This is a genomic window from Rhodopirellula sp. J20-39, assembly GCF_057365095.1.
In genome coordinates this window covers 1,527,171-1,547,464 of record NZ_CP195123.1, presented here as the reverse complement: position 1 = coordinate 1,547,464, position 20,294 = coordinate 1,527,171, and the positions used below count along the sequence as shown (strand labels likewise).

Genomic DNA, 20,294 nt, shown 5'->3' with positions numbered 1-20,294 from the left:
GGTTCTCTCTTCTACTTAGGTTTGAAATGCGAAATTCGCGAGTGGGTGACCTGCTGGTCGCTTCTACGATCGTTGACGGCACGGTGCTGAACCAAAGTGTGTGCCTATTGGTTCATGAGGATGCCGAGAATGCGATTGCGCTAATGCTGAACCGCCCGTTGCAGCTTGCGCAGGTTTTGGTGGACGACGGTCAGCAGAAAACCAGCCCCAATTTGCCGGCCGATTCCTCTTTGGCCGATCCTACATTAAGGGAAAAAGCCGACGAACAGACCCAATCCGGCATTTCCCATCCAACACAGCCTACAGCGACCAATCAGCCTCAAAATGGACGATTGCCCAAGTCAAACCGGCTTCGTGATTTGGTCTCGCCCAGCACCACAACGTCGGGCGTTAAGACACCGGGCACCAAAACACCAGCGACTTCACCTGGTGGTGGGCACCCTGCGTTCGTCAAAGTAGTAGGACCTGCGGGTGATCTCGACGCGGGAAAGATCCTGGCTGGCAAGTCGCTCCATTTCGGGGGCCCCCTATCAGGACCAATCGTGGCAATCCATGGTTCCCCTGAATTGGGTGAAGCGGAAGCGGGCGAGGGCGTTTTCATGGCAGCTCAACGCGATCATCTTGAAGCCTTGATGCAAAACGACCAATCGCATCCCTACCGGTTGATTATCGGCCACCTCGGTTGGACCCAGGATCAATTGAATCAAGAGATTGCTGAAGGTATTTGGCATCGGGTCCCCGCAACGAGCGACATTTTGTGGACCGATGATGGACTTTTATGGCCTGCACTGATCCGCCGGGCGACATCCAGCAGTCTATCGCGCTGGTTAGGCACTTCACACGTTGCCGATGCACACATGTTGAATTAAGCTCGCGTGCAGATTCCCTTCCTGTCCTCATTGTGAAATCAAAGTGTCACACCGACCGCTCTCTGGATTTTCGTCGAACAACCGTGGCGATCGGAAACCGAACGACGATCGCCGCAAACGCGGAGACGAAGAGAAAGAGAAGCCTTTTCGAATTCAAAAGAAACGGCTAGGCGAAATCAAGTTCATGAAGGAAGACGGCGAATTCGGCTTCATTCAAGCTGAGGATTTCCGCGAAGACGTCTTCTTTCATAAAATGGCGTGGGATTCCGAACAGAATCTACGTCCGCAGGTCGAGATGTACGTCGAGTTTGAACTGGATGACGACCACTACGAAGAAAATCAAAAGCTGCGAGCCAAAGTCGTCCGTCCTACGGATCGGCCAGCCGGACGCAAGCTGAAGGCCAGCGATGCTCCCTTTGAGTTCACTTTCCATCATCCGAAAGCGCGTCGGAAACGTCCGACCTGGCGGGACAACCAGTAGACGCCCTCGAAAAGGGCAAACAACGACCACAGATTCGAGCAACGCGAAGCACACAGCTTCGCGTTTTTTTGTGCCTAGTCTGAGTTCGCCAGAGGTTGGCTCGACCGTTTTGACGGCTAGATCTGAGCAAGTCATCCCGCTGGACTGAAGATTCCTGCAAAAGACGTAAGCCGCAACGCGACGTTGTCCCGACGCTATTTGACCATCGTTTTAATGAGGTCGGCTGAGCTTTTACAGTCGGATTCTAGGTTACCAACAGTTGCCTCGACCGAGACGCCACCGGAATAGCCGATTTCCACTAGGTGCTGAAAAAAGATATCGAGGCCTGGAATCTCATCGCCTAATCGCGGAAAACATCGGCCTTCTGGATTAGCCAATTGCACTGCGCAAATCAGGTCACCTGCATCCAACATGATTTCGGTAGCCTCGTCCTCCATCGCAAAATGATAGAAGTCTGCCGCCAGTCCAATTTCCGGCCGATCCACCTCTCGCACCACTGACAACGCTTGGCGAAAGGTATTGATGAAGTTGGTCTCAGTATGATTAACGTGTTCAACAGCGATCTTTAGATCCCAGCCATGATCACGAATCACATCTGAACATAAGTGACAAAACTCAACCATTTGTCGCCGGCCCTCTTCCTCACTAAACCCTTCGGGCAATGACCGGGATCCAGGGCTTCCAAACACCACCGCTCGAGCCCCTAGTCGAACCGCTCGTGAAAGAGCGTGCTCCAAAAACTGTTTCGACTTGGCGTGATCGACGTTGGGTCCGGTGACTTTCAAATCAGGTGGAAGAAACCAGTTCGCCGACAAAACGCTTATTCCGGCCGCCTGAATCCGATCCGCGGCCGCATTGAAATCAGCTTCCGACATGGCTGCGATTTTCGCTAGCCCCGGTTCGATGAACTCCATCCCACTGGCAATGATCCGCTCTGCATTCTGCAGCGGTTCACTGGTCGAAAAATCCGAAACACCGATCTTGAATTGCCGTGTTGCGGAGTGCTCTGCATTGCTCGTTTTATTCATCTGCACTTCCTTCCTTTGCGTACGATTGCCAAGCCTGTTCAATCCCGCCTTGAGTAGCATCGCCTTCGTGAAATACGAAACGGTGTTTCAACGTGATCTGCTCGCCATCTTGAAGTGTTGTGGTTCCGTCCGGAAGGCTACCGCTGAAGGCCCGCTGAGCGAATGGGTTCGCAGCAAACAAACCATATTCTCGAACGTGCCAGCGGGTTGGGAAACGATAGCTTGTAGGGTGATTCAAGATCGCGATCCCAAGATGTTCACCATCAACAGGACCGTGGTAGTCACACCATTTTGCCGGTTGGCTCCACGCCTCACCGTCAGCAAGCCCATCACTATTAATCACATGCCCGCCCTTATCACTTTGGACCGCCATTGTCACGGGAACTCGAATGCTCAGACCTGCGTCCTTCCGATCATCAAGCACCACTTCACCATCACTTGCAGTGAACACTTGGTGAAAGTCGATCAGGTGAGCATCACTTGTGACAAAGAACACCATACGACGATGTTCGGTAAGAAAACGTTTTCCGTCTGAGTCGATGTAATCGCAGTTCTCTGCAACGACCGCCTGATCTTCGGATGCTTTGATTTCAGTGAACTCGCGATGCACGATACTGGCAAGGTTGGCCAACTGACGCATTCCTTCGTTAGCCGTCTTAGGATTCTGTGCACGTCCTTCGAATGTGGCTCGTTCGTGCCACGTGTCACCACCGGTAAACTCCGATCCCGATTTCTTCCCGATGTTTTCATGACCGAAAAGTAGCCCGCGATGGTGCGGGTGATCACGTTGCTGGCGACCTTCGCTTTCGAGCGTTTGCATTGGATAGGCTCGAGTCATCGCCTTACCTGTCGGACCATGAATCGGCCATAGGTAAGGCTTATTGGCTTGGTCAATAACATATTTCGCAAATAGCTTTCCATCCACCGTGATCGTCAAACCGTCGCTACTTTCAGACACGGCGAATCCGACCGACATGTCGCTTCGAACAACCGAAGAAAGCAATTCCTGCTCGGCTCCAACATTTGCCGCAGCAATGCAAAAACAAATGGCGTGGACAACGGCAAAATAGATTTTCATGAGGTGTCTCAAGTTCAAAAGGTGGGAATAGCGTTCAGAGAATATTGGCATGTCTTCGTCAGCACAAAGCAACGGCAACCACTGCAACGATGTGAACCAACCGATTAAGCCAATTACTCTAAGCAACTACTTTTCATACGAATTTCAAGTTGACATACGAACCGTCAACAAAGGTGGGACTGGCAGAAGCCTTGAACAAAAAGCAACGGCCAGGGTAGTTAGTCGGGATCCATAGACTACCAACAATCCGATGCATCGTCACCGGTTTTCCAGAGTGATCCAAACGATGAACTTGGTGGGTAATCACACTTCGCACACGGCGATGGAATAAGTCGTTGCATCAGATCTCAAAAGCGTCTTTTTCACTCGTTTCGCCGTGCGTCAACCGCATACTGATAAGGGACTAGTTTCACTGGCCCAAGTAACCCCGAAGGCTCCCAATCCCAATCGGCAGCGTCAAATGCCTTGTATCGATGATCAACAAAATTGATGTCATAGAACTTTTTCCATCTTACGTTTCGAATATCGAGGTCACGAACTCGATTCGCCGAAAGATTCGTGACCTCAATGGTGAGTTTGTGCGTTCCTGGTTTCAAGTTTTTCCCTAGATCCACTCGAAATGGATGAGCGACGACGGCACCAACCGGTTGATCATCAAGCCAAACGCGTGCACTCTCTCGAACATCGCCAAGATCCAGCAACCAGCCTTCAGCATCGCTCACCGGCACATTGATATCGATCGAGTACCGACCGGCGCCAGCGAAACACTTAGCATCTTTGTCATCCAAGTCCGCCCAAGATTCAAGCTTGGTGATCATCGTTGGCTTTGGCAGATTGGGGCCACCTTCGACGAACCGCAAATTCCATTCGCCTTGAACCACAAATCCTTCACCGACCGGCGACATCGCTTTCCAGGCGTCACCTTGGAAATACCCCGTATCGCGTGTGCGCAACACACGTGTCTCTCCTGGTTCCACTTGTAGGTGAACGCGGTTCCCGCTTTCCTCGATACGCACCGAAGCGATGCCAGTCCGACCGGTCATTGGGTCCATCATCAAGGCCGATTGAAACGGCTTTCCTAACGAGAGCCACTCGTCGATCTTTTGTGCGGTGTGATTGACAATAAAGTATCTAACTTCGTCCGACGCTTCACGACGAATGAACTGTAATCCTGAATCCACCAACGGCTCGCGTGGCACCTGAGCCACTCTAAGTAATTCATCGAGATGCTGGCCAATTAAGATTTGCCCGTTACCCACGGTTGCTTTCCCGGCGTCATTAATGCCAATCCTCTTCACTAGGTCATCAAATTCCTGTCGACGTTCTTGGTAACTCGCCCACCCCGGAACATCGCTCGGCATCTGATTCCAAAACAATATCGTTGCGCCCTGACTAGCGAGTTGCAGTAACTGCTGGAGTGTCTCGATGGGTAAATACTTGGCGTCCGGGATTAGAATCGTTTCGTAAGAAACGCCGCCCAAAGTGCGAAGTCGATTGTTTTCGACTGTCGTACCAAGCAACTGCTTGTCGGATATGAAATCGAAGGCGTAACCACGCCCAATCATATGCCGTCCCGCTTCGCCACAAGCGGTCTGTTCGATCCAATCGGGATGATGCACGGTATACCTTTGAGACCCCGTTCCACCGTTCATCCACAAGTCATGAATTGGCCAATACAACAACACATCCCCGGAAGGCTTCCCTTCCTGAAGGACACTTTGGCAACGCGTGATGTACGCATTTAGAACCGGTACATCGCGGAAGATCGAATTGCGAGGATTCACCTGTGTCGATGCGTAGAAGAGCCACCCCGGCCAAGCCGTTTTCGCCGGCGAAAAGCATGCACCATGATAGTAGATACCGTTGATTCCATTGATCAGCAGTTTGTCGGTTTCCGCTTTTATCTGTGACAACGATGTGTGGAAGTGATTTCGCAACCAGGTAAAACTTTCTGACGTTACCAACGGGTGCCCAGCCACATGGGCTGCCGAAGAGGCGAAGCGATTGACAAGATCGCTTTGCTGATCGTTTCGGATCCACTTAGGATCACGGCGAAAGTTCGGGATATCGAACTTCGACGCACCGAAAACCTCGGTCTCGGGAATGCCGCCAGCAGCATACATATCCAACAAATTTGCTGGCGATCCATGGGCCTGCATTCGCAAACGGCTACCTTGTTTGACACCCCAATCTCGGATTTGATCGACGCGATCAATCAGCAAGCTCGACAAAGTCGAACGGTAATCAGCGACGACCCGCCGCGACTGTTCGGTATCAGCCCGACCCGCCAAGGCCTCAGCATGCTTTTCCAAGGAATATCCGTGCTGCTCCTCGAAAGCGTCCAATAACTCGGGACACCAATCGCCCGTGTTTTCGAACGAGTCGTAATAGAACGCTCGGGGAGCATGATGCCCTTGGGTTGACGACAGCCCTTTTGCCGACAATAGCTCCTCAAACCAATTGAGATGGAACGCCACGGCGGCTTTCGAAAAAGGATTGACCGTCAGACCTGCGCTGCCGGGCCCAGCCCGCTTCACTTTGTCCCGTTTGGTTTGAACAACAATCCCTGCATCGGTTACGGCATAAGATTGTTCGGCGTATTGCTCGATCACATGCGGTCCACCCCAACGCCAGCCGCCACCAGGCGTGAGGTCGATGTTCATCCCCAGCCGTTTCGCTTCATCGATCGTGTGGTCGTACATTTCAAACCATCGCGGCGTGAACAGCTCGATCGTACGATCTTCTTCCCCACGCACGCCATAGATTCCAACAATCCCAAGACTGCCCCAACCCGCATCATGGTAGGTTTGCAAGTTCCAAGTTAAATCGTCCTTGGTTACCGCGCTGCCAGGCCACCACCAAATCGCTCCCGGTCGTGACGTTGACGTCGTTGCTGGCCACGGACTTTCTTCGACACCACCCGGTACAGCTTCACCGTTCGAAGAAATGAATTCATTGGGCAGTGTCCAAGACGCTGTCGTTGTCCAAGACGTTGTCGTTTCAGGCTGAACCGACTGTCCCCACAGCGGTTCCGCCATCGGAAAATGACTTACCACTAAGATAAGAAAGAGTGAGTGCAGTCGTATCACGCGGTTAGTCCAAGTTACTTAAAATACTTCAATTTCTCACAAGCGACTCACGCTCATCCGAGGAAGCGTCGGCCTACTACTTTGTATTGACAGGAGCGAACGCAACGTCGTTCCCGCTTGGCTTGACTGCAAGACCAGCCTCTGACAAATAGCGATCAAGCGGATGAGACGGTAAAGACCGGATCGCCGAAATGACACATTCCGCGTTCACGATCGCACCGTCCGAGTTTGTATGTGTTCGGGCATCCGCGAAAAGTGTGTCGACTTTTGCCTCACCGAGTTGCTGATAACGGTCTCCGACGATGGTAGTTAAATCAACGAAGCAAGCTCCGGTAGCCTCCGCAACCAACCGACACCAAACTCGATGGTGTGGAAAGTCTGGTGCAAAACGACCTTGTCGCCAATTGTCTTTATGCGGGACCGGCGAGCAAACGATCGGCACCGCACCTTTACGAATCGTATCGTCGCAAAACTTCTTGAGATACCATCCATAAGAGTGAACAATTTCTTCCGATCCGTCATCAAACACCACATCTCGCACGTCTTCATCAACACCGGGCAAAGACGATCGGCGTTTAAAACGGGGATCGCCGATGACTCCACCATCATTGTGACCAAACTGCATAATAACGATGTCGCCTTGGCGTAGTTGGTTGCTCAAGTCTTGCCAACGTTTCTCACGCATGAAGGATCTTGTGCTTCTTCCGCCCATGGCTCGGTTGCAGACCCTCACTTTGTCTTCATCTAAGTACGCTCCGATCCGCTCACCCCAACCAACTCCATTCTGATGACCGTTGCGTACCGTCGAATCGCCAATGAGGAACAAAGCAGGAAGGTCTGCTTTGTCGCTCGCAGATGATTGTTCCAGACCACCCGACAGGTCGGGACAAAAATCAGGCACGAAGACTTGGCTACTTTTCGCGTCTGGTATTTCCTTGCCTGCAGGGGAAAGAAATTCAGTCAACGAGACTAGCGAGAGTGCGTGAAGTCCTGAAACCACCGCCACCGCATTGAGTTGGGCACCTTGACGCGTTGTATGAGTATGTTTGTCGGCAAACAATCCATCCACTTTGGCTGGACCGAGTTCTTCGTAGCGGCCCGCAACAATATCGTTGAGATCAACGAATGGAACCTGTTCCGCCTCGGCGGCCTCTCGTGCCCACCGACCATAACTTTCGGTAGCACGATTCACTCTACCGTCGGTCCAAGATTTACGAGGGACCGGAGAACACACGATTGGATAGACACCCAATTCTCGGGCTTCGCGAATGTAGTGTCGAAGATACCAACCATAGGTGTGTACCGTTTCGGCCTCACCAGTCAACAGGTTTATGATGTCTTCGGACTCATCACCACCACCGCGAATGGTTCCACGTGCTCGCTGATCATCGTTTAACGCAGCGGCATCGTTGTGTCCAAACTGCATGATCATGAAGTCGCCAGGTTTCAGATGCGCCTTCGTGCTTTCCCAGTAACCGGCGGTCAAATAGGTTCGGCTACTCAACCCTCCGACGGCTCGGTTTACGACATTGATCCTGGATAAGTCAAACAGCGTTTGCGCTGGATCTCCCCAACCCCATTGACCGTTCCCGCCAGTCCCATCGCCATTGCGAACGGTCGAATCCCCGATCAGAACCAAACTAGGTAATTCAGCGTTTACAGGCTCAGGCAACGAACGCAATTCAGCTCTTATAAGCCCCTCATTCGCAAACCCAATAAGCAAAAACACCAATGCGACTAAACGAAAACCGTTTGAGCGCATTCTCGGTTTAGCTAGCGAACGACGACTGACCTGACCCATGATGAACCACATTAATAACACCAAACAGAATTACCCTAGCACCGGAGCATTCCGGTAAGCCAACGTGCTTGAATGTTCCCGCACGACGAATGCAGTGAATGGCTCACCGGGAACCGCCCGCTGCAGTACGTGATGCACATCATCAACTCAACCACCCCAAGGCAATCACCGGACAAACAACCACGAACACATGCTAGTGCTCGTCACGGCGCAAACTCTCTTTGGCCTCCTGGATTACCAACTCTTCTTCTGGGGTCACGGCGGGGTACGTTTTCAATTCAGCCGGACCAGATGAATTGCCACACCCGATCGTTAGAAAAGTCGGCGTAACGAGGATGAATAACAAGAGAGCATTCAAAAGATTGGTTTGTTTAGTCATCATTTTCAAAAAGTTTTCGAGTGAACAAAAAAGAAGCATCTAGCCACAAAACCCGTGACTAGATGCAACAAGTCATCAAACCATCAAGTCTTACTCGAGACCTTGAATGGTTTCCTTAGTGTTCTTTGTCCCCAAAGAACCCCACAATCCAAACGGACTGATGTGCCCCGGCTTGTAGTTTGCCGAGCTGTAAGCAATCGTCCCAATTTGGTCGCCCGCCTCGATTGAGTCAGTGATGAACTTGATCGCACCATCACCCATCAACACATGGCAACCGCCTTGGTGGCGACTTGCTGCGGAGTAATAGCCACGGCTATCGGGGTACTTCCCGACGCAAGCCCCGTTCGGCGAAACGGTCGTGGTGAACCCAGTTTCGAATGGTCGCCCGAGGGCCCAGTTGGTCCCGCGTTTACCACGGATCGTGGCACCGGCTCCCCAAAAGGTGGGTCGATCACTATCGCGTTTATCGTCCCAATTCTTAGGTGGGAATCGGTGCACGTTTCCTTCGATATGCATATGGCTGTGAACTTCGCCCTGACCGTTACCGACGACAATTTCACCGGCGGCAATCGTGTTGGAAAGTCCATCCAACACATCGCGGAATTTGGTCGTATGACGGGGAAAGAAGAATCCGCGATCCAAAGGCTTCAAGTAAGCTTCGCTCCAAGTGGAACCACCCGTTGATGTATCCGGCACCCCGTTCGCCCCGACACCGCCGTAGGAGTGCTCGTGAATCGTGTCACCTTGGCATGCAGCGTAGTTGGTATAGGCGGTCTCAGTGTCAATCTTGACTGTCGGATCACTTGGACAACGCAGCCCAGGAACCTGAGTCAGCCACGGAACATAGTTCGTCTGCACCGGAGTTGGCCCCATCGCTGGGTAGGGTGGAGTCCGCGGCGTGCCATCTCGATTTTCGCCGTAAGGATTCGCGATCGCTTCCCACAATGCCTGCTGCTCCATGAACGGAAGCAAACCAGGAATCCAGCTTAAGTCGTTGCCATTACTGTCGTCCGCGTCCGAAGTCAACGCATACGAACCGCCCATCTGTTTCGGAAGGCGATTGTATGCACTGTGGTAATTGTGCATCGCAAGACCGATTTGCTTGAAGTTGTTGCTACAACTCATTCGGCGAGCCGCTTCGCGGGCAGCTTGCACAGCGGGCAACAATAAACCAACAAGCACGCCAATGATGGCGATAACGACGAGCAGCTCAACCAGCGTAAACGCTCGCCGAGTCAAATTTGCTTCTCTCATCACATAAGCTCCAGTATCGAGATTTGAGGGGATAGAATTCCTTGTATGTAAGGCTTCCCCACTCGATCCCCGAATCTATCGAATCAATTTCGATTTATTCGTAGTTTCTTCCTGAAGCGGCTCCGCGTTCTGTATCGCGTTCTCGCAACCAAGCGAAAGCCTAAAACATCTCTAGTTACCAACTGCTTCACCCGATCACAAGAAGGCAAACCGAAAAGCACATAGCAAGAGACTTACAAGAGCAACCCGAGGCAGCACATAGCACCTCAAACCCCTAGAGGGACTAAATCGCAGGCGGCAAAACGGGCGTTGGGATTGCCAAAATGCCGTACATCGACAGATAGAGATGCTCATTGCTCAAGCCACCCAACGTCACCTCGCCTACAGCAGGCAGTTTCCGCTTCCAAACCGAAAACGAATAGTCGATCGAATTACCAGCACCTTCACCAAGGGTTCGCAAATCTTCCGGTCTTCCGGGACGCTCACCTTCATCCATCCCCACAAGCATTTCGGTTTGGACGTAATCTTCGGAAAGCCAATCCGGAACAGACACCCGTTCATCTAGCAACACATATATATCAGCCTGCCGAGCCAGTGTTACCGTGACTTCAATCTGCTGAACGTACTTGTCTTCATTAAATGGCATGATGTAGTCAGCACCAATCAACTCCTTGGGAAGCCCCTCGCCACCAATACCGTTCCATTGATGCACCCGGTCGACATACGCAGGCTGATCTTCACCAAATCCTTGATTGACGATTCGGTAGTACCCAAACTCATTGCACGATCGAATATTGTCTTTCACCGAAGTCACCAGGGGGCCCGATGGACCGAGCGATACCAACGATGTTTCGAACGAGTCGGGTTTAACAACCGACATCCGCGACATCAATCCTCGGCGACTCACCGAAACCGCCTTCCCGACGGACAGTTGACGCTGCTGCGCTACCGAAACCACATCGACTTCACCTTCAAACACCGCCACATCGGTGCTGCCTTCGGACGTCACCGAAATTCCGAAACGCGTCCCGTGATCGATGACTTCCGAGTGCCGCGTCGACACGCTAAAGCCTTTCGCTTCCTCAGGCACTTCCGCGGTCATTCGCCCCCAGCGAAGATGAAAACGCATCGCATCGACGACGTCAAAACTCGCCGGCCCTGCCAGCGAAAGCTTGACTCCATTTTTGAGAGCGACCACACACTCTCCTTCACGAAACTCCACTCGCTGCCGTTGTGTGACTGGCGTCATGGAAGCGTCCCCTACCGATGCAGCGTCGTTGTTCACCAACCGCATTTCACCTATGACAACTGGCCGATCGGCTGACCGCATCTCGTAATAAGTACTCCCACCAACAATCACCAAAGCGATTGAAGCTGCGATTGCCCACAGTTTCGCATGCGGAAAACCTCCTGATGTCGATACGGGGCTCGAAACTGCAACACGTCTGACACCCTCATCCGAACCGGACTGTCCGACCGAGGCGGTATCCTTTTGCATTGATTCTTCCGGCAACTCGACCGGAATGTCCGCATACGTCAACAGCTGGCTATTTAGCGTCGAATGAGCGATGTAGTAGTCACGCACCTCCAGCGAGCTTTGAATAAGCCGCCCCAATTCCGACCTCTGCTCGACCGTGGCGAGCCCATCACAACAAGCATCGACAAGCTTGCGAACGGAAGGATCTTGGCACATGCCACCGAATGCTTGGAAAGGCTCATGTTTCATTGGTCGGTTCCGTCTTCTGCGATGGTTTTGTCAACACACTCATGGAGTATCTTGCGGGTTCGCTGCAGTCTTAAATACAAGTTGTGAGCCTTTGTTCCGGTCGCCGCGGCGATGTCCTTAATTTTCTGTGTTCCCGAGTAACATCGCCGGACAATTGCCCGCTGTTCCTCAGGAAGCTTTTCCATACACCCCTCCAACGCCAACATCCTCTGATCCAATTCCCCCGACACCTCCAATGTCCTGGCCTGAAGCGTGTTCATGACTTCGTCGTCAAACACCTCCTTCCGCCGACTTCGCTCGGTGATGAACTTCAACACTTCAAGACGAGCGATGCCGAAAGCCCAAGTCGCAAAATCGCGATCTCGATCGTAGTCCGACCACTTTTGCCACAACACAACACTTACCCGTTGAAAAATTTCATCCACCTCACCCCAATTAGGTGAAATCGAAACGACAAACCCAAGAATCCTTCTTTGGTTCGCCGTAAACTGTTCCACAAATTCTTGTTGCGGGTCTTTCAAGGGAGGTGAGTTCATTCTTCGTTCGGGTACGCGAATCGACGATTTGCATGGCAACAACGGGCGAATTAGTCACTCTCTATGAAGGAGCGCAACCAGGACCATCAACCTGAATTGTACCGTTCTTGATCACTGCAAAGGCTTAACGCCTAGAACTCGGCCTTCCAATGAGTCGCTTTGACAGACCTAGATTCCGTTCATTGGCTATCCCCGCAAAACGCAAAAATCTATCGCGGATTCTGGCAATTAGTTGAGAATTTTGATTTCGCTTCAAAAACCAAGAATCCGAATTCAATTCCCGTTTTCGCTTAGCGTTGTCGTGGCTACGGTAGAGCTGCCAACCGTTCGATCCGGTCGGGGCAGAAAACGCGGTGAAAAGACCTTCCTACTTCCACGACGATCCCGGCGTTTTTCTCGCTTCAAACTGCGTCGACCATTTTGGTGCTCACGTCATTCAAAAGCGGCAAACCATGACATTTCCGAACTGCTACACCATCTTATTTCTGGCCATTTGCCAGTATCTCTCGTTGGCCACTCTAAACACTGAACCTTTGAATTCGGTTTCTGCCGCAACCTGGCATGTCTCCCCGATGGGCGATGACGAATCAGCGGGATCAATCAACGCACCGTTTGCGTCAATCAAGCGAGCCCAAGAAGTGGTGTCACCTGGCGACACGGTTTTGATTCGCGGCGGTATCTATCACATGGATACTGGCGTCCGCATGCGAAGAGTACGCCACATCGCTGCAATCACACGGTTAGATCGCAGCGGAGAACCCGGCCAGCCGATTACTTACCGGAACTACCCTAACGAACAACCAGTCTTCGACTGCTCAGCTTTTCAACCGGTGGGAAAACGTGTCGACGCGTTTTATGTCACCGGTTCTTGGATCCAACTTGTTGGTCTCGAAGTAACCGGAGTCCAGGTCACGATGAAAGGGCACACCCAATCAATCTGCTTCCACAACGAAGGTAGCCACAACGTTTATGAGCGACTGTCCATGCATGATGGTCAAGCCATTGGAATCTACACCGTTGGCGGTTCTGACAATCTGTTCCTGAACTGCGACGCATGGAACAATTGGGACTTCACGTCTGAGAATGGAAAGGGCGGCAACGTGGATGGATTCGGGGGTCACCCCACGCCGGGTAGTACCGGAAACGTGTTTCGCGGGTGCCGAGCATGGCTCAATAGCGACGACGGTTTCGACTGCATCAATGCGAGCGAGTCGATCACATTTGAAAATTGCTGGGCGTTTCAAAATGGTTACTCGGCCGACGGCGAACGTCTCGCCGACGGCAACGGCTTTAAGATCGGTGGCTTCGCAAGCACACCGGCCCATCGTTTACCAAGTCCGATTCCACGACACACGATTCGAAACTGCATCGCTTACAGAAACAAGAACTCGGGCTTCTATGCCAACCACCATCCCGGCGGCAACGACTGGTTTTCCAACACAGCTTACAAGAATGGCATCAACTTCAATATGCTCGGCCGACTCGCGGACAACCGCACCGATGTTGATGGCTACGGGCATCGCCTAGAAAAGAACTTGAGCTATCAATCCAAACGACTGATTTCGAATCTGAACTTCGACCTAAGCCAGCTTTCAAACAACTCGTTCGAAAACCAAGTATCGCTCCAGGACTCTGACTTCGTCAGCTTGAACACGGACGAACTGAAAGCTGCTCGGGATTCCGACGGCAACTTACCAGCCATTCGTTTCTTGCGTCCTGTCGAAGGCAGCCCACTAACCGGGATGGGCGCTGACACTGAGCCAAGCGTCCTTCGGCAATAGCCCAAAATCGGCTAGCCACACTTCTCAAACTTTCTCGCTGATCACCTACCCAATGCAATACTGCGTTACCGGTACGGCGAAAACAATCTGACTGGTCCAGTCACCACACGATGAGAAGGTGAATCGGCCACCGGAGTGTTCTTCCCGCTTCTGTCTATCGAGCGTTCTGGTTCATATTACGTGATCTCGCCCCTGCAACTTCCATTGCCGCAGCCACTCAATTACCCGTCGATCCGCTATTTGAAATCATCGCTTCGTCTTATTGAACAGGAAGGATCACCGCCGCACCGAACATAGCGTTCGCCCCTATAAAGACGGCTTGGACAACCGCATGTCCATGGCAATCCGTATAACCGTGCGAATCGAAACGGAGGCGTCTGGAGAAGGGTCTGCCTTATCTGCATGAAGCGTTTTCTTAGCGTTAGCCACGCAGACAAACCTAATTTTTGGTTGATCACTACCAAGAAGGGGCCCCTTAATGACAAGATGCAACACCGAAGCGTTTGTGGCGAACGAGCCGTTTGCAAGATTTCCCGAGCAAACCGAAACATACTCGCTTTCCTACGATTCATTGCGAGGTTGGTCGACGCCGTTCCCGCAGGTCGATTCCGCAAGCACTTTGGTGCTAGTCTTTGCAGCTTGTGAATTTTGCACCCATCAAGGCCCCCTTCTAGAAATTCAGAACGCCTTTCCCAACTCGGCAGTTGTAGGTTGCGGCACGCGTGGACAGGTCTTCGAAGGCGATCTGCAAACCGAATCGATATCTGTTGGAATCATTCGTTTCCGCAACACGACCATCAAAACGGCATTCGCTTCGGTCGAACACTTCGACCAATCTCGGCAAGCCGGAATCAGCTTGGCCGAAGGAATTGCGGACGAACATCTCAGTGGCGTCCTCTTGTTCGCAGACGGCTTGCTAACCGAAGCAACCGATTTAGTACGTGGAATTCAGGACGTTTTGGCCCCGAACATTCCCATCGCCGGAGGCATGGCGAGCGACCAACGCATGGAACACACGTGGATCTACCGAGATGGGCAATCAGTTCACGGGATGGCCTGCGCGATCGGCTTGATTGGCGAGAAAGTCGAGCTTGCCTGCGCGACTGGCGGTGGCTGGAAAATGATCGGCGAAGAACGCACAGCGACTCGCACCAGCCACAAAACGATTTTCGAGATCGGTGGCCGCCCCGCTTTAGATGTCTACAAAGAACACATCGGTCCGGACGCCATCGCCGGCCTTCCACAATCCGTAATCCGATTCCCCATCGCACTGAAGATGGACCTGCATGAAGTCGTCCGAGACGTAATGGGTTTCGACGAGTCTACCGGCGCCATTCATTTGGCCGGTGACGCACCCCAAGGAATCGGGATCCAGTTCATGACCACGACTCGCGAAGACATTCTTGACGGCGTCGATGAGGCGGTCGACCGGATCCGGATGCAGACACTCGGTGTCAACGAAGGCTCCCTTTGCATCAGCATTAGCTGCTCAGGTCGTGGCGAGATCTTGGCTGATCAAACCAACGAAGAACCTCGGCTACTACGCGAATTGCTCGGCAAGGATATCAAACAGGTCGGCATGTACGCCTATGGTGAAATATCGACCACGACCTCAGGCTATCCACAAATCCACAACCAAACCATGACCATCGCGATCATTCGTGAACGTTAGAAATCATCGACGAGATGGGCGTCGCCTGGGCCATCGGGGAGACCAATAGGGCAGTGGAAAACGACACCACCGGTCAGGCTGCATCCCTTGATGCGATCCTGCATCGCAAACTCAATCGAATCATTCGACGTTCCGGTGTACAAACCGACGAACCGCCGACACTTGCGCGTTGGCAGGACTTCTTGAAACGAGTCAATCTGGCTTTCGTGGAACACCAAGACAACCGGCTAATTCTCGAAGATTCCGTCGCGCGGTCTTCGCAAGAGATGCGCGCGTTGTACGAAGAACTGCGAGCAGAATCCAACCTGCGGCTTTCACAAAGCAAAGCTCATCAAGAAGAACTCGAAGGGTTGGTCAAGGAACGAACAACAGACCTTGAATCTGCTCATTTCGAACTGGAACAAATCAACAAACGTCTGGAATACGATGCGACGCACGACGGGCTGACCGGGATTCACAATCGGACCCATTTTCTACGAGTCGTCAACACAAGACTCTCTTCCAAACCGAAGCCGGCACTGCGAAAGAGCCTCGCACTCTATTTTATCGACTTCGACCGATTTAAGCAGATCAACGATACCCACGGGCATGCCGTCGGAGACGAGGTGTTGATACAGGTATCCAATCGCCTGTCGCGGCTAATCGGCAAGAACGACTGCTTAGCAAGATTGGGTGGTGACGAGTTTTCGTTGCTAACGACCGTCAAAAATACAGACGATAGTATTGCCATCGCGAAACGCATTGGCGACGCCTTCCAAGCGCCGTTCCACGTCCGCGACTTGAAAATCTCCCTATCCGCTAGCGTGGGATTTGTCGTCGACCATGCAGCGTACGAGGCCGCCGAGGTCATGTTGGGCGATGCGGACTTAGCAATGTACCGCGCTAAGGAATCCAATCTGCCGTTCTATTTGTTCGACGACGCCATGCGTCAGGACTACCTCGATCTGCTGGAACTGGAACGAGAACTAGAAACGGCAATCAATGAGGAACAGTTCGTCGTCAACTTTGAACCTATCGTTGATCTCCAACAACAGAACCTCTTTTCAACGGAATCGCTTGTCCGCTGGATCCATCCGACCAAGGGTGTTATTTCCCCAGCTAAGTTCATTCCGCTGGCCGAAGAACGCGGTCTCGTTACCGCGATCGATCGAATTGTTTTCAAGAAGACTTGCTGCGTTTTCGCCACTTGGATCGAAGACCAGGTCGCACGCGATGGACAAAAGATCAACGTTAATTTGGCCAGCGGACAATTGGTTCGCTCCGACCTGATTCCATTCTTGTTGACGACGCTCGACAAAACTGGTTTGACCCCACGTCATGTAGTCTTGGAAGTGACCGAATCTCATTTGTTAGAAGATTCCGAAATTGTCAGTCGTCAAATCAACGAACTCAGCGAGTTAGGATTCGAAATATTCATTGATGACTTTGGAACCGGCTACTCGTCTCTGAGCTACCTAGCCAAGTACCCAATCGATGGCATTAAGATCGACCGGGCGTTCATTCGCGATGTCCGTTCTAATCCCGAACACATCGAACTCATTCGGTCGATCATCGCGATGGCCGAAGCACTCAACGTGAAGGTGGTTACCGAAGGCGTCGAAACGCTGGAACAACTCGAGCTCGTTAACCGTCTCGGTTGTCACCTGATTCAAGGCTTTTTGTTCACTCACCCCATGAACGAACACGAGGCAGCGGCACTGCAGGTGTCGCATTCCTACGTCGATGTCATCGCGCAGCTACCTCAGAAAAATTCACCTGCGTTGCTGGATTTCCCCTCCTATGTTCGGTAGTTAGCACTCCTAGCGTGGCACCCATTTTTTCGGCTTGCGTTGGAGCTCAGCAATTTCGTAGTCCCCATACCGTAGCGTTGTCGCCATTGTGCGTCGGCGTGTACCTCGACAGGAGTCGAGTTTGACGTCTTTGCGATCCATTTCAGGAGGAAACGGATTGTCGAACTTCGCCTTTTCATCGTGACGCGATGGATGGGTGACTGAATCGTCCTAGTCAACGAATCCACCACGGCAGGGAAGCCAACGTGATCAAGTGGTTGTGGTCCATCATTTGGGGAAAGAAGCGTAGCACGCGGCGACGGAGCAGCGGTTTGAAATCGTTGCTGCGCTGGTTCACGCCAGGTCTAACAGTCACCGGCGTCTTTGGTGCGGTCATTGCGATCCTGACTGGCCAAGTTGACTTGCCCACTCTCGATTCTCTGCGTGGCACCGAGCCTCCCGTTTACGAAGATCCGATTGCAGAATCCGTTGGAAATGCAGGCTCTCCCTTGCGTCCAACTGGGTACACATCCGCCCGCGCCCCCGCCAACACACCAAACGGAACCCCAATTTCGCCAGTCAGTCTGACGACCACTGCGCCGGGTTCACTTGCCGCCGGTTCGTCAAATAAGTCGCCCACCACGATTCGCATTGCCACGTTCAACATTCAAATGTTTGGTGATAAGAAATCCAGCAACGCTGAAGTGATGGACAAACTGGCGCAGATTTTCTTGCAATTCGATGTGGTTGCGGTTCAAGAAATTCGCGGTAATCCCGACCTGCCAATCGAACGCCTCACCCAAGCGATCGAACGTCGGGGTGGTCGTTACCAAGGCATCCACGGACCACCACTGGGTCGCTCATCACAAACCGAATGTTATGGATATTTCTGGGACCGAACACGAATCGCTCTGATCCCTGAATCCAATTACGTCATCGATGACAGTGCTGATCGCATGCATCGTCAGCCGATGGTCGCTAGCTTCCAAACCATCTTCGCGCCTGCTGAATCGCGAGTTCCATTCCGATTCACGATGATCAACGTCCACACCGATCCGGATGAAGTTCGCGGCGACACGCCTGAGAATGAACTGAATGTCTTGGACGATGTGTTTCAAAGCGTTCGCAACTTCGAGTACGAAGTCGCCGGTGAAGACGACTACATTCTTTTGGGTGACCTCAACGTTGATGTCGGCGGCTTGAAGGAACTCGGCGCGATTCCTGGTATCGTTTCCCTTGTCGGCGACGTTCCCACCAATACTCGCAAAACCAAGACCTACGATCACATCATGATCGATAGTCGAGTCACCACGGAATACGTTCGACGTAGTGGTGTGATGGACCTGGAATCCTTCTTCCAAATCGATACCGCTTCGGCGGTCGAAATCAGTGACCATCTTCCCGTGTGGGCTGAGTTCAGCGTCCATGAAGCTCCGCGAGCGTTCTAAAACAAGAATCGCCTTAGTTCGGCCTCGCCTGATCGCTGCGATGCATTGCTTTCCGGGAAGAACAAACGGGGCACGAAGTCAACTCGTTGCCAACCGCTTGCGCACTGCATGCCAAACGCTGCACGCAACCTACTTCGTTTTCGACCATTGCTAGGATTGCGTGATCACAGTTCTCCATCCCGCTCGTTCGGCAAGCGGGGCCACCCTATTTGCCGCCGAACTGTCAGGCACAAAGACCAACACCTGTCTGCTCTCATAGACAGCCAGATCCACGTCACCAAGCCCTCGGTACTCTCGCTCCGCCGTCCAATCTTCCGTTTTCCCAACGGCTTGATATCGATACCGTTGTTGGTCTGGCATCGCCGCAGCGGTCTTCTTATCTCCATAGACAACGGGCGAAATCCCCTGTCCTTCTGCAGCCTCGCGATTAACCGCGATGCCAAACGGTTCGTAGTCCCACCGGTGAAGATGACTTCGATAGGCACGCCGAGCCAACAGTTCGGGCAAAGGCACCGCTGAAAAACAAACAACGGGACTGTCCTGTTTCGATGTTCGCGCACCCGCGATCAGTCGTCGTTGCCGCAAGATATGAAGTAGTGTTGCCAGCGTATCTCGTGAAGCAGCGTCTCGGTCGCCCAACAACATGTCGGCGCGGTACTGCGAAGCCGACTGTCCCGGCCAAGGGCCATTGACCGCCCGCGTGCAGTGAACGAGATACTCTGACCAATCTACCTCGCCGAGCCCCAAACAAACCGTCTCTTGCTGCTCATCCGATTCAAGGTCTTCCTTGGGTAGGTAGCGCCCGACCGCGCCGCAGCTCAACAAACTGCGAGTAACCGAATCGATTGCGACGTGGACCCAACCGTCATTCAGTTCCATCCGCTGACGCAGCAACCGCATGACCTTCCCGTTGGATCGAACATGGACCGCATCCACACGATCGGCAATCGCGATCAGCCTCGCATCGCGATCCGGCGAGTCCGATAACACGATGATTGGAACTCCAAACACACTCGCAGCTTGTTTCGCCCAATCGCAAATTGCGGTACCGTCGGCGACCAGCAACGTGGCCCCCTCTTCCCGACACGCTTGCAAGGAAGCGGTCAGATAACGAGCCATTTGGCGATGCCGATTGGCATCATGCCCTAAACGACTCGACACAACACTGACTAGCTTTCCAGCGTGATTAATTGCGGCGTGAAGACTCGCGGCCTCATTCGATAACGTTGCAGTGGAAGCTAAAGCCCCGGAAGCGAGTGAATCCGCGACGTTCAATCCCATCGCCTTACAGCGATGCAGCCGTCTGACCGACTCGGGATTTTGACCTGCGGACACGCAACGATCGCCTCATCAATCGAGAAACCAACTTCGATCAAGCAACTT

General features: G+C 52.6%; 15 protein-coding genes. 6 read left to right on the top strand and 9 right to left on the bottom strand.

Annotation, left to right across the window (positions count from 1 at the left end; translation table 11 throughout):
* The first annotated feature begins 26 nt into the window (after nucleotides 1-26).
* Together ACR3ZL_RS05640 and ACR3ZL_RS05635 are read left to right on the top strand one after the other, a co-directional pair.
* Nucleotides 27-869, top strand: a complete 843-nt coding sequence (locus tag ACR3ZL_RS05640) for a YqgE/AlgH family protein (RefSeq protein WP_473648863.1) — start codon at nucleotides 27-29, stop codon at nucleotides 867-869.
* A gap of 43 nt (nucleotides 870-912) precedes the next feature.
* On the top strand, nucleotides 913-1,350 hold the full coding sequence (locus tag ACR3ZL_RS05635) for a cold shock domain-containing protein (protein WP_473648864.1): 438 nt from the start codon (nucleotides 913-915) through the stop codon (nucleotides 1,348-1,350).
* Between the two features lie 194 nt (nucleotides 1,351-1,544).
* Here the strand turns inward: ACR3ZL_RS05635 and ACR3ZL_RS05630 are convergent, their stop codons facing one another.
* The 8 genes from ACR3ZL_RS05630 to ACR3ZL_RS05595 all read right to left on the bottom strand — a co-directional run bounded on the left by ACR3ZL_RS05630 (nucleotide 1,545) and on the right by ACR3ZL_RS05595 (nucleotide 12,241).
* Nucleotides 1,545-2,378 (bottom strand): sugar phosphate isomerase/epimerase family protein, encoded by an 834-nt coding sequence (locus tag ACR3ZL_RS05630; protein ID WP_473648865.1) that lies wholly within the window; start codon nucleotides 2,376-2,378, stop codon nucleotides 1,545-1,547.
* A complete protein-coding gene (locus tag ACR3ZL_RS05625) occupies nucleotides 2,371-3,456 on the bottom strand; it encodes a DUF6807 domain-containing protein (RefSeq protein ID WP_473648866.1) in 1,086 nt (361 codons plus the stop codon). Before ACR3ZL_RS05625 ends, ACR3ZL_RS05630 begins: the two co-directional genes overlap by 8 nt.
* Before the next feature lie 362 nt (nucleotides 3,457-3,818).
* Nucleotides 3,819-6,494, bottom strand: a complete 2,676-nt coding sequence (locus ACR3ZL_RS05620) for a glycosyl hydrolase (protein WP_486173263.1) — start codon at nucleotides 6,492-6,494, stop codon at nucleotides 3,819-3,821.
* 127 nt (nucleotides 6,495-6,621) lie between these two features.
* The gene (locus ACR3ZL_RS05615) at nucleotides 6,622-8,217 is read right to left on the bottom strand and encodes a rhamnogalacturonan acetylesterase (RefSeq protein WP_473648868.1); all 1,596 of its coding nucleotides are present in this window, start codon (nucleotides 8,215-8,217) and stop codon (nucleotides 6,622-6,624) included.
* 322 nt (nucleotides 8,218-8,539) lie between these two features.
* Entirely contained in the window at nucleotides 8,540-8,728 is a 189-nt protein-coding gene (locus ACR3ZL_RS05610) for a hypothetical protein (RefSeq protein WP_473648869.1), read from the bottom strand.
* Nucleotides 8,729-8,815: 87 nt separating this feature from the next.
* Complete coding sequence (locus tag ACR3ZL_RS05605; RefSeq protein ID WP_473648870.1) at nucleotides 8,816-9,979, bottom strand: DUF1559 family PulG-like putative transporter; 1,164 nt, start codon at nucleotides 9,977-9,979, stop codon at nucleotides 8,816-8,818.
* Nucleotides 9,980-10,262: 283 nt separating this feature from the next.
* Nucleotides 10,263-11,705 carry a FecR domain-containing protein gene (locus ACR3ZL_RS05600; RefSeq protein ID WP_473648871.1) on the bottom strand — a complete coding sequence of 481 codons (1,443 nt, stop codon included), beginning with the start codon at nucleotides 11,703-11,705 and terminating at the stop codon, nucleotides 10,263-10,265.
* Nucleotides 11,702-12,241 carry a sigma-70 family RNA polymerase sigma factor gene (locus ACR3ZL_RS05595; protein WP_473648872.1) on the bottom strand — a complete coding sequence of 180 codons (540 nt, stop codon included), beginning with the start codon at nucleotides 12,239-12,241 and terminating at the stop codon, nucleotides 11,702-11,704. Before ACR3ZL_RS05595 ends, ACR3ZL_RS05600 begins: the two co-directional genes overlap by 4 nt.
* A gap of 452 nt (nucleotides 12,242-12,693) precedes the next feature.
* On the opposite strand from ACR3ZL_RS05595, the gene ACR3ZL_RS05590 reads away from it, so the two are divergent.
* The 4 genes from ACR3ZL_RS05590 to ACR3ZL_RS05575 all read left to right on the top strand — a co-directional run bounded on the left by ACR3ZL_RS05590 (nucleotide 12,694) and on the right by ACR3ZL_RS05575 (nucleotide 18,911).
* Nucleotides 12,694-14,022: a right-handed parallel beta-helix repeat-containing protein gene (locus ACR3ZL_RS05590; RefSeq protein WP_486173262.1), complete on the top strand. Its 1,329-nt coding sequence runs from the start codon at nucleotides 12,694-12,696 to the stop codon at nucleotides 14,020-14,022.
* Nucleotides 14,023-14,500: 478 nt separating this feature from the next.
* Nucleotides 14,501-15,694 (top strand): FIST signal transduction protein, encoded by a 1,194-nt coding sequence (locus tag ACR3ZL_RS05585; RefSeq protein ID WP_473648874.1) that lies wholly within the window; start codon nucleotides 14,501-14,503, stop codon nucleotides 15,692-15,694.
* A 53-nt stretch (nucleotides 15,695-15,747) separates the two neighbouring features.
* Entirely contained in the window at nucleotides 15,748-17,484 is a 1,737-nt protein-coding gene (locus ACR3ZL_RS05580; RefSeq protein ID WP_473648875.1) for a putative bifunctional diguanylate cyclase/phosphodiesterase, read from the top strand.
* Between the two features lie 245 nt (nucleotides 17,485-17,729).
* Nucleotides 17,730-18,911 carry an endonuclease/exonuclease/phosphatase family protein gene (locus ACR3ZL_RS05575; protein ID WP_473648876.1) on the top strand — a complete coding sequence of 394 codons (1,182 nt, stop codon included), beginning with the start codon at nucleotides 17,730-17,732 and terminating at the stop codon, nucleotides 18,909-18,911.
* 150 nt (nucleotides 18,912-19,061) lie between these two features.
* On the opposite strand, the gene ACR3ZL_RS05570 is transcribed toward ACR3ZL_RS05575, so the two are convergent.
* Nucleotides 19,062-20,246: a hypothetical protein gene (locus ACR3ZL_RS05570; protein ID WP_473648877.1), complete on the bottom strand. Its 1,185-nt coding sequence runs from the start codon at nucleotides 20,244-20,246 to the stop codon at nucleotides 19,062-19,064.
* Nucleotides 20,247-20,294 lie beyond the last annotated feature (48 nt).

Bases quoted from the DNA above. Each gene is read 5' to 3' on its own strand.
- ACR3ZL_RS05590 (WP_486173262.1), top strand. From the start codon at position 12,694: ATGACATTTCCGAACTGCTACACCATCTTATTTCTGGCCATTTGCCAG.
- ACR3ZL_RS05630 (WP_473648865.1), bottom strand. From the start codon at position 2,378: ATGAATAAAACGAGCAATGCAGAGCACTCCGCAACACGGCAATTCAAG.
- ACR3ZL_RS05585 (WP_473648874.1), top strand. From the start codon at position 14,501: ATGACAAGATGCAACACCGAAGCGTTTGTGGCGAACGAGCCGTTTGCA.
- ACR3ZL_RS05620 (WP_486173263.1), bottom strand. From the start codon at position 6,494: ATGGCGGAACCGCTGTGGGGACAGTCGGTTCAGCCTGAAACGACAACG.
- ACR3ZL_RS05625 (WP_473648866.1), bottom strand. From the start codon at position 3,456: ATGAAAATCTATTTTGCCGTTGTCCACGCCATTTGTTTTTGCATTGCT.
- ACR3ZL_RS05610 (WP_473648869.1), bottom strand. From the start codon at position 8,728: ATGATGACTAAACAAACCAATCTTTTGAATGCTCTCTTGTTATTCATC.
- ACR3ZL_RS05640 (WP_473648863.1), top strand. From the start codon at position 27: ATGCGAAATTCGCGAGTGGGTGACCTGCTGGTCGCTTCTACGATCGTT.
- ACR3ZL_RS05595 (WP_473648872.1), bottom strand. From the start codon at position 12,241: ATGAACTCACCTCCCTTGAAAGACCCGCAACAAGAATTTGTGGAACAG.
- ACR3ZL_RS05600 (WP_473648871.1), bottom strand. From the start codon at position 11,705: ATGAAACATGAGCCTTTCCAAGCATTCGGTGGCATGTGCCAAGATCCT.
- ACR3ZL_RS05605 (WP_473648870.1), bottom strand. From the start codon at position 9,979: ATGAGAGAAGCAAATTTGACTCGGCGAGCGTTTACGCTGGTTGAGCTG.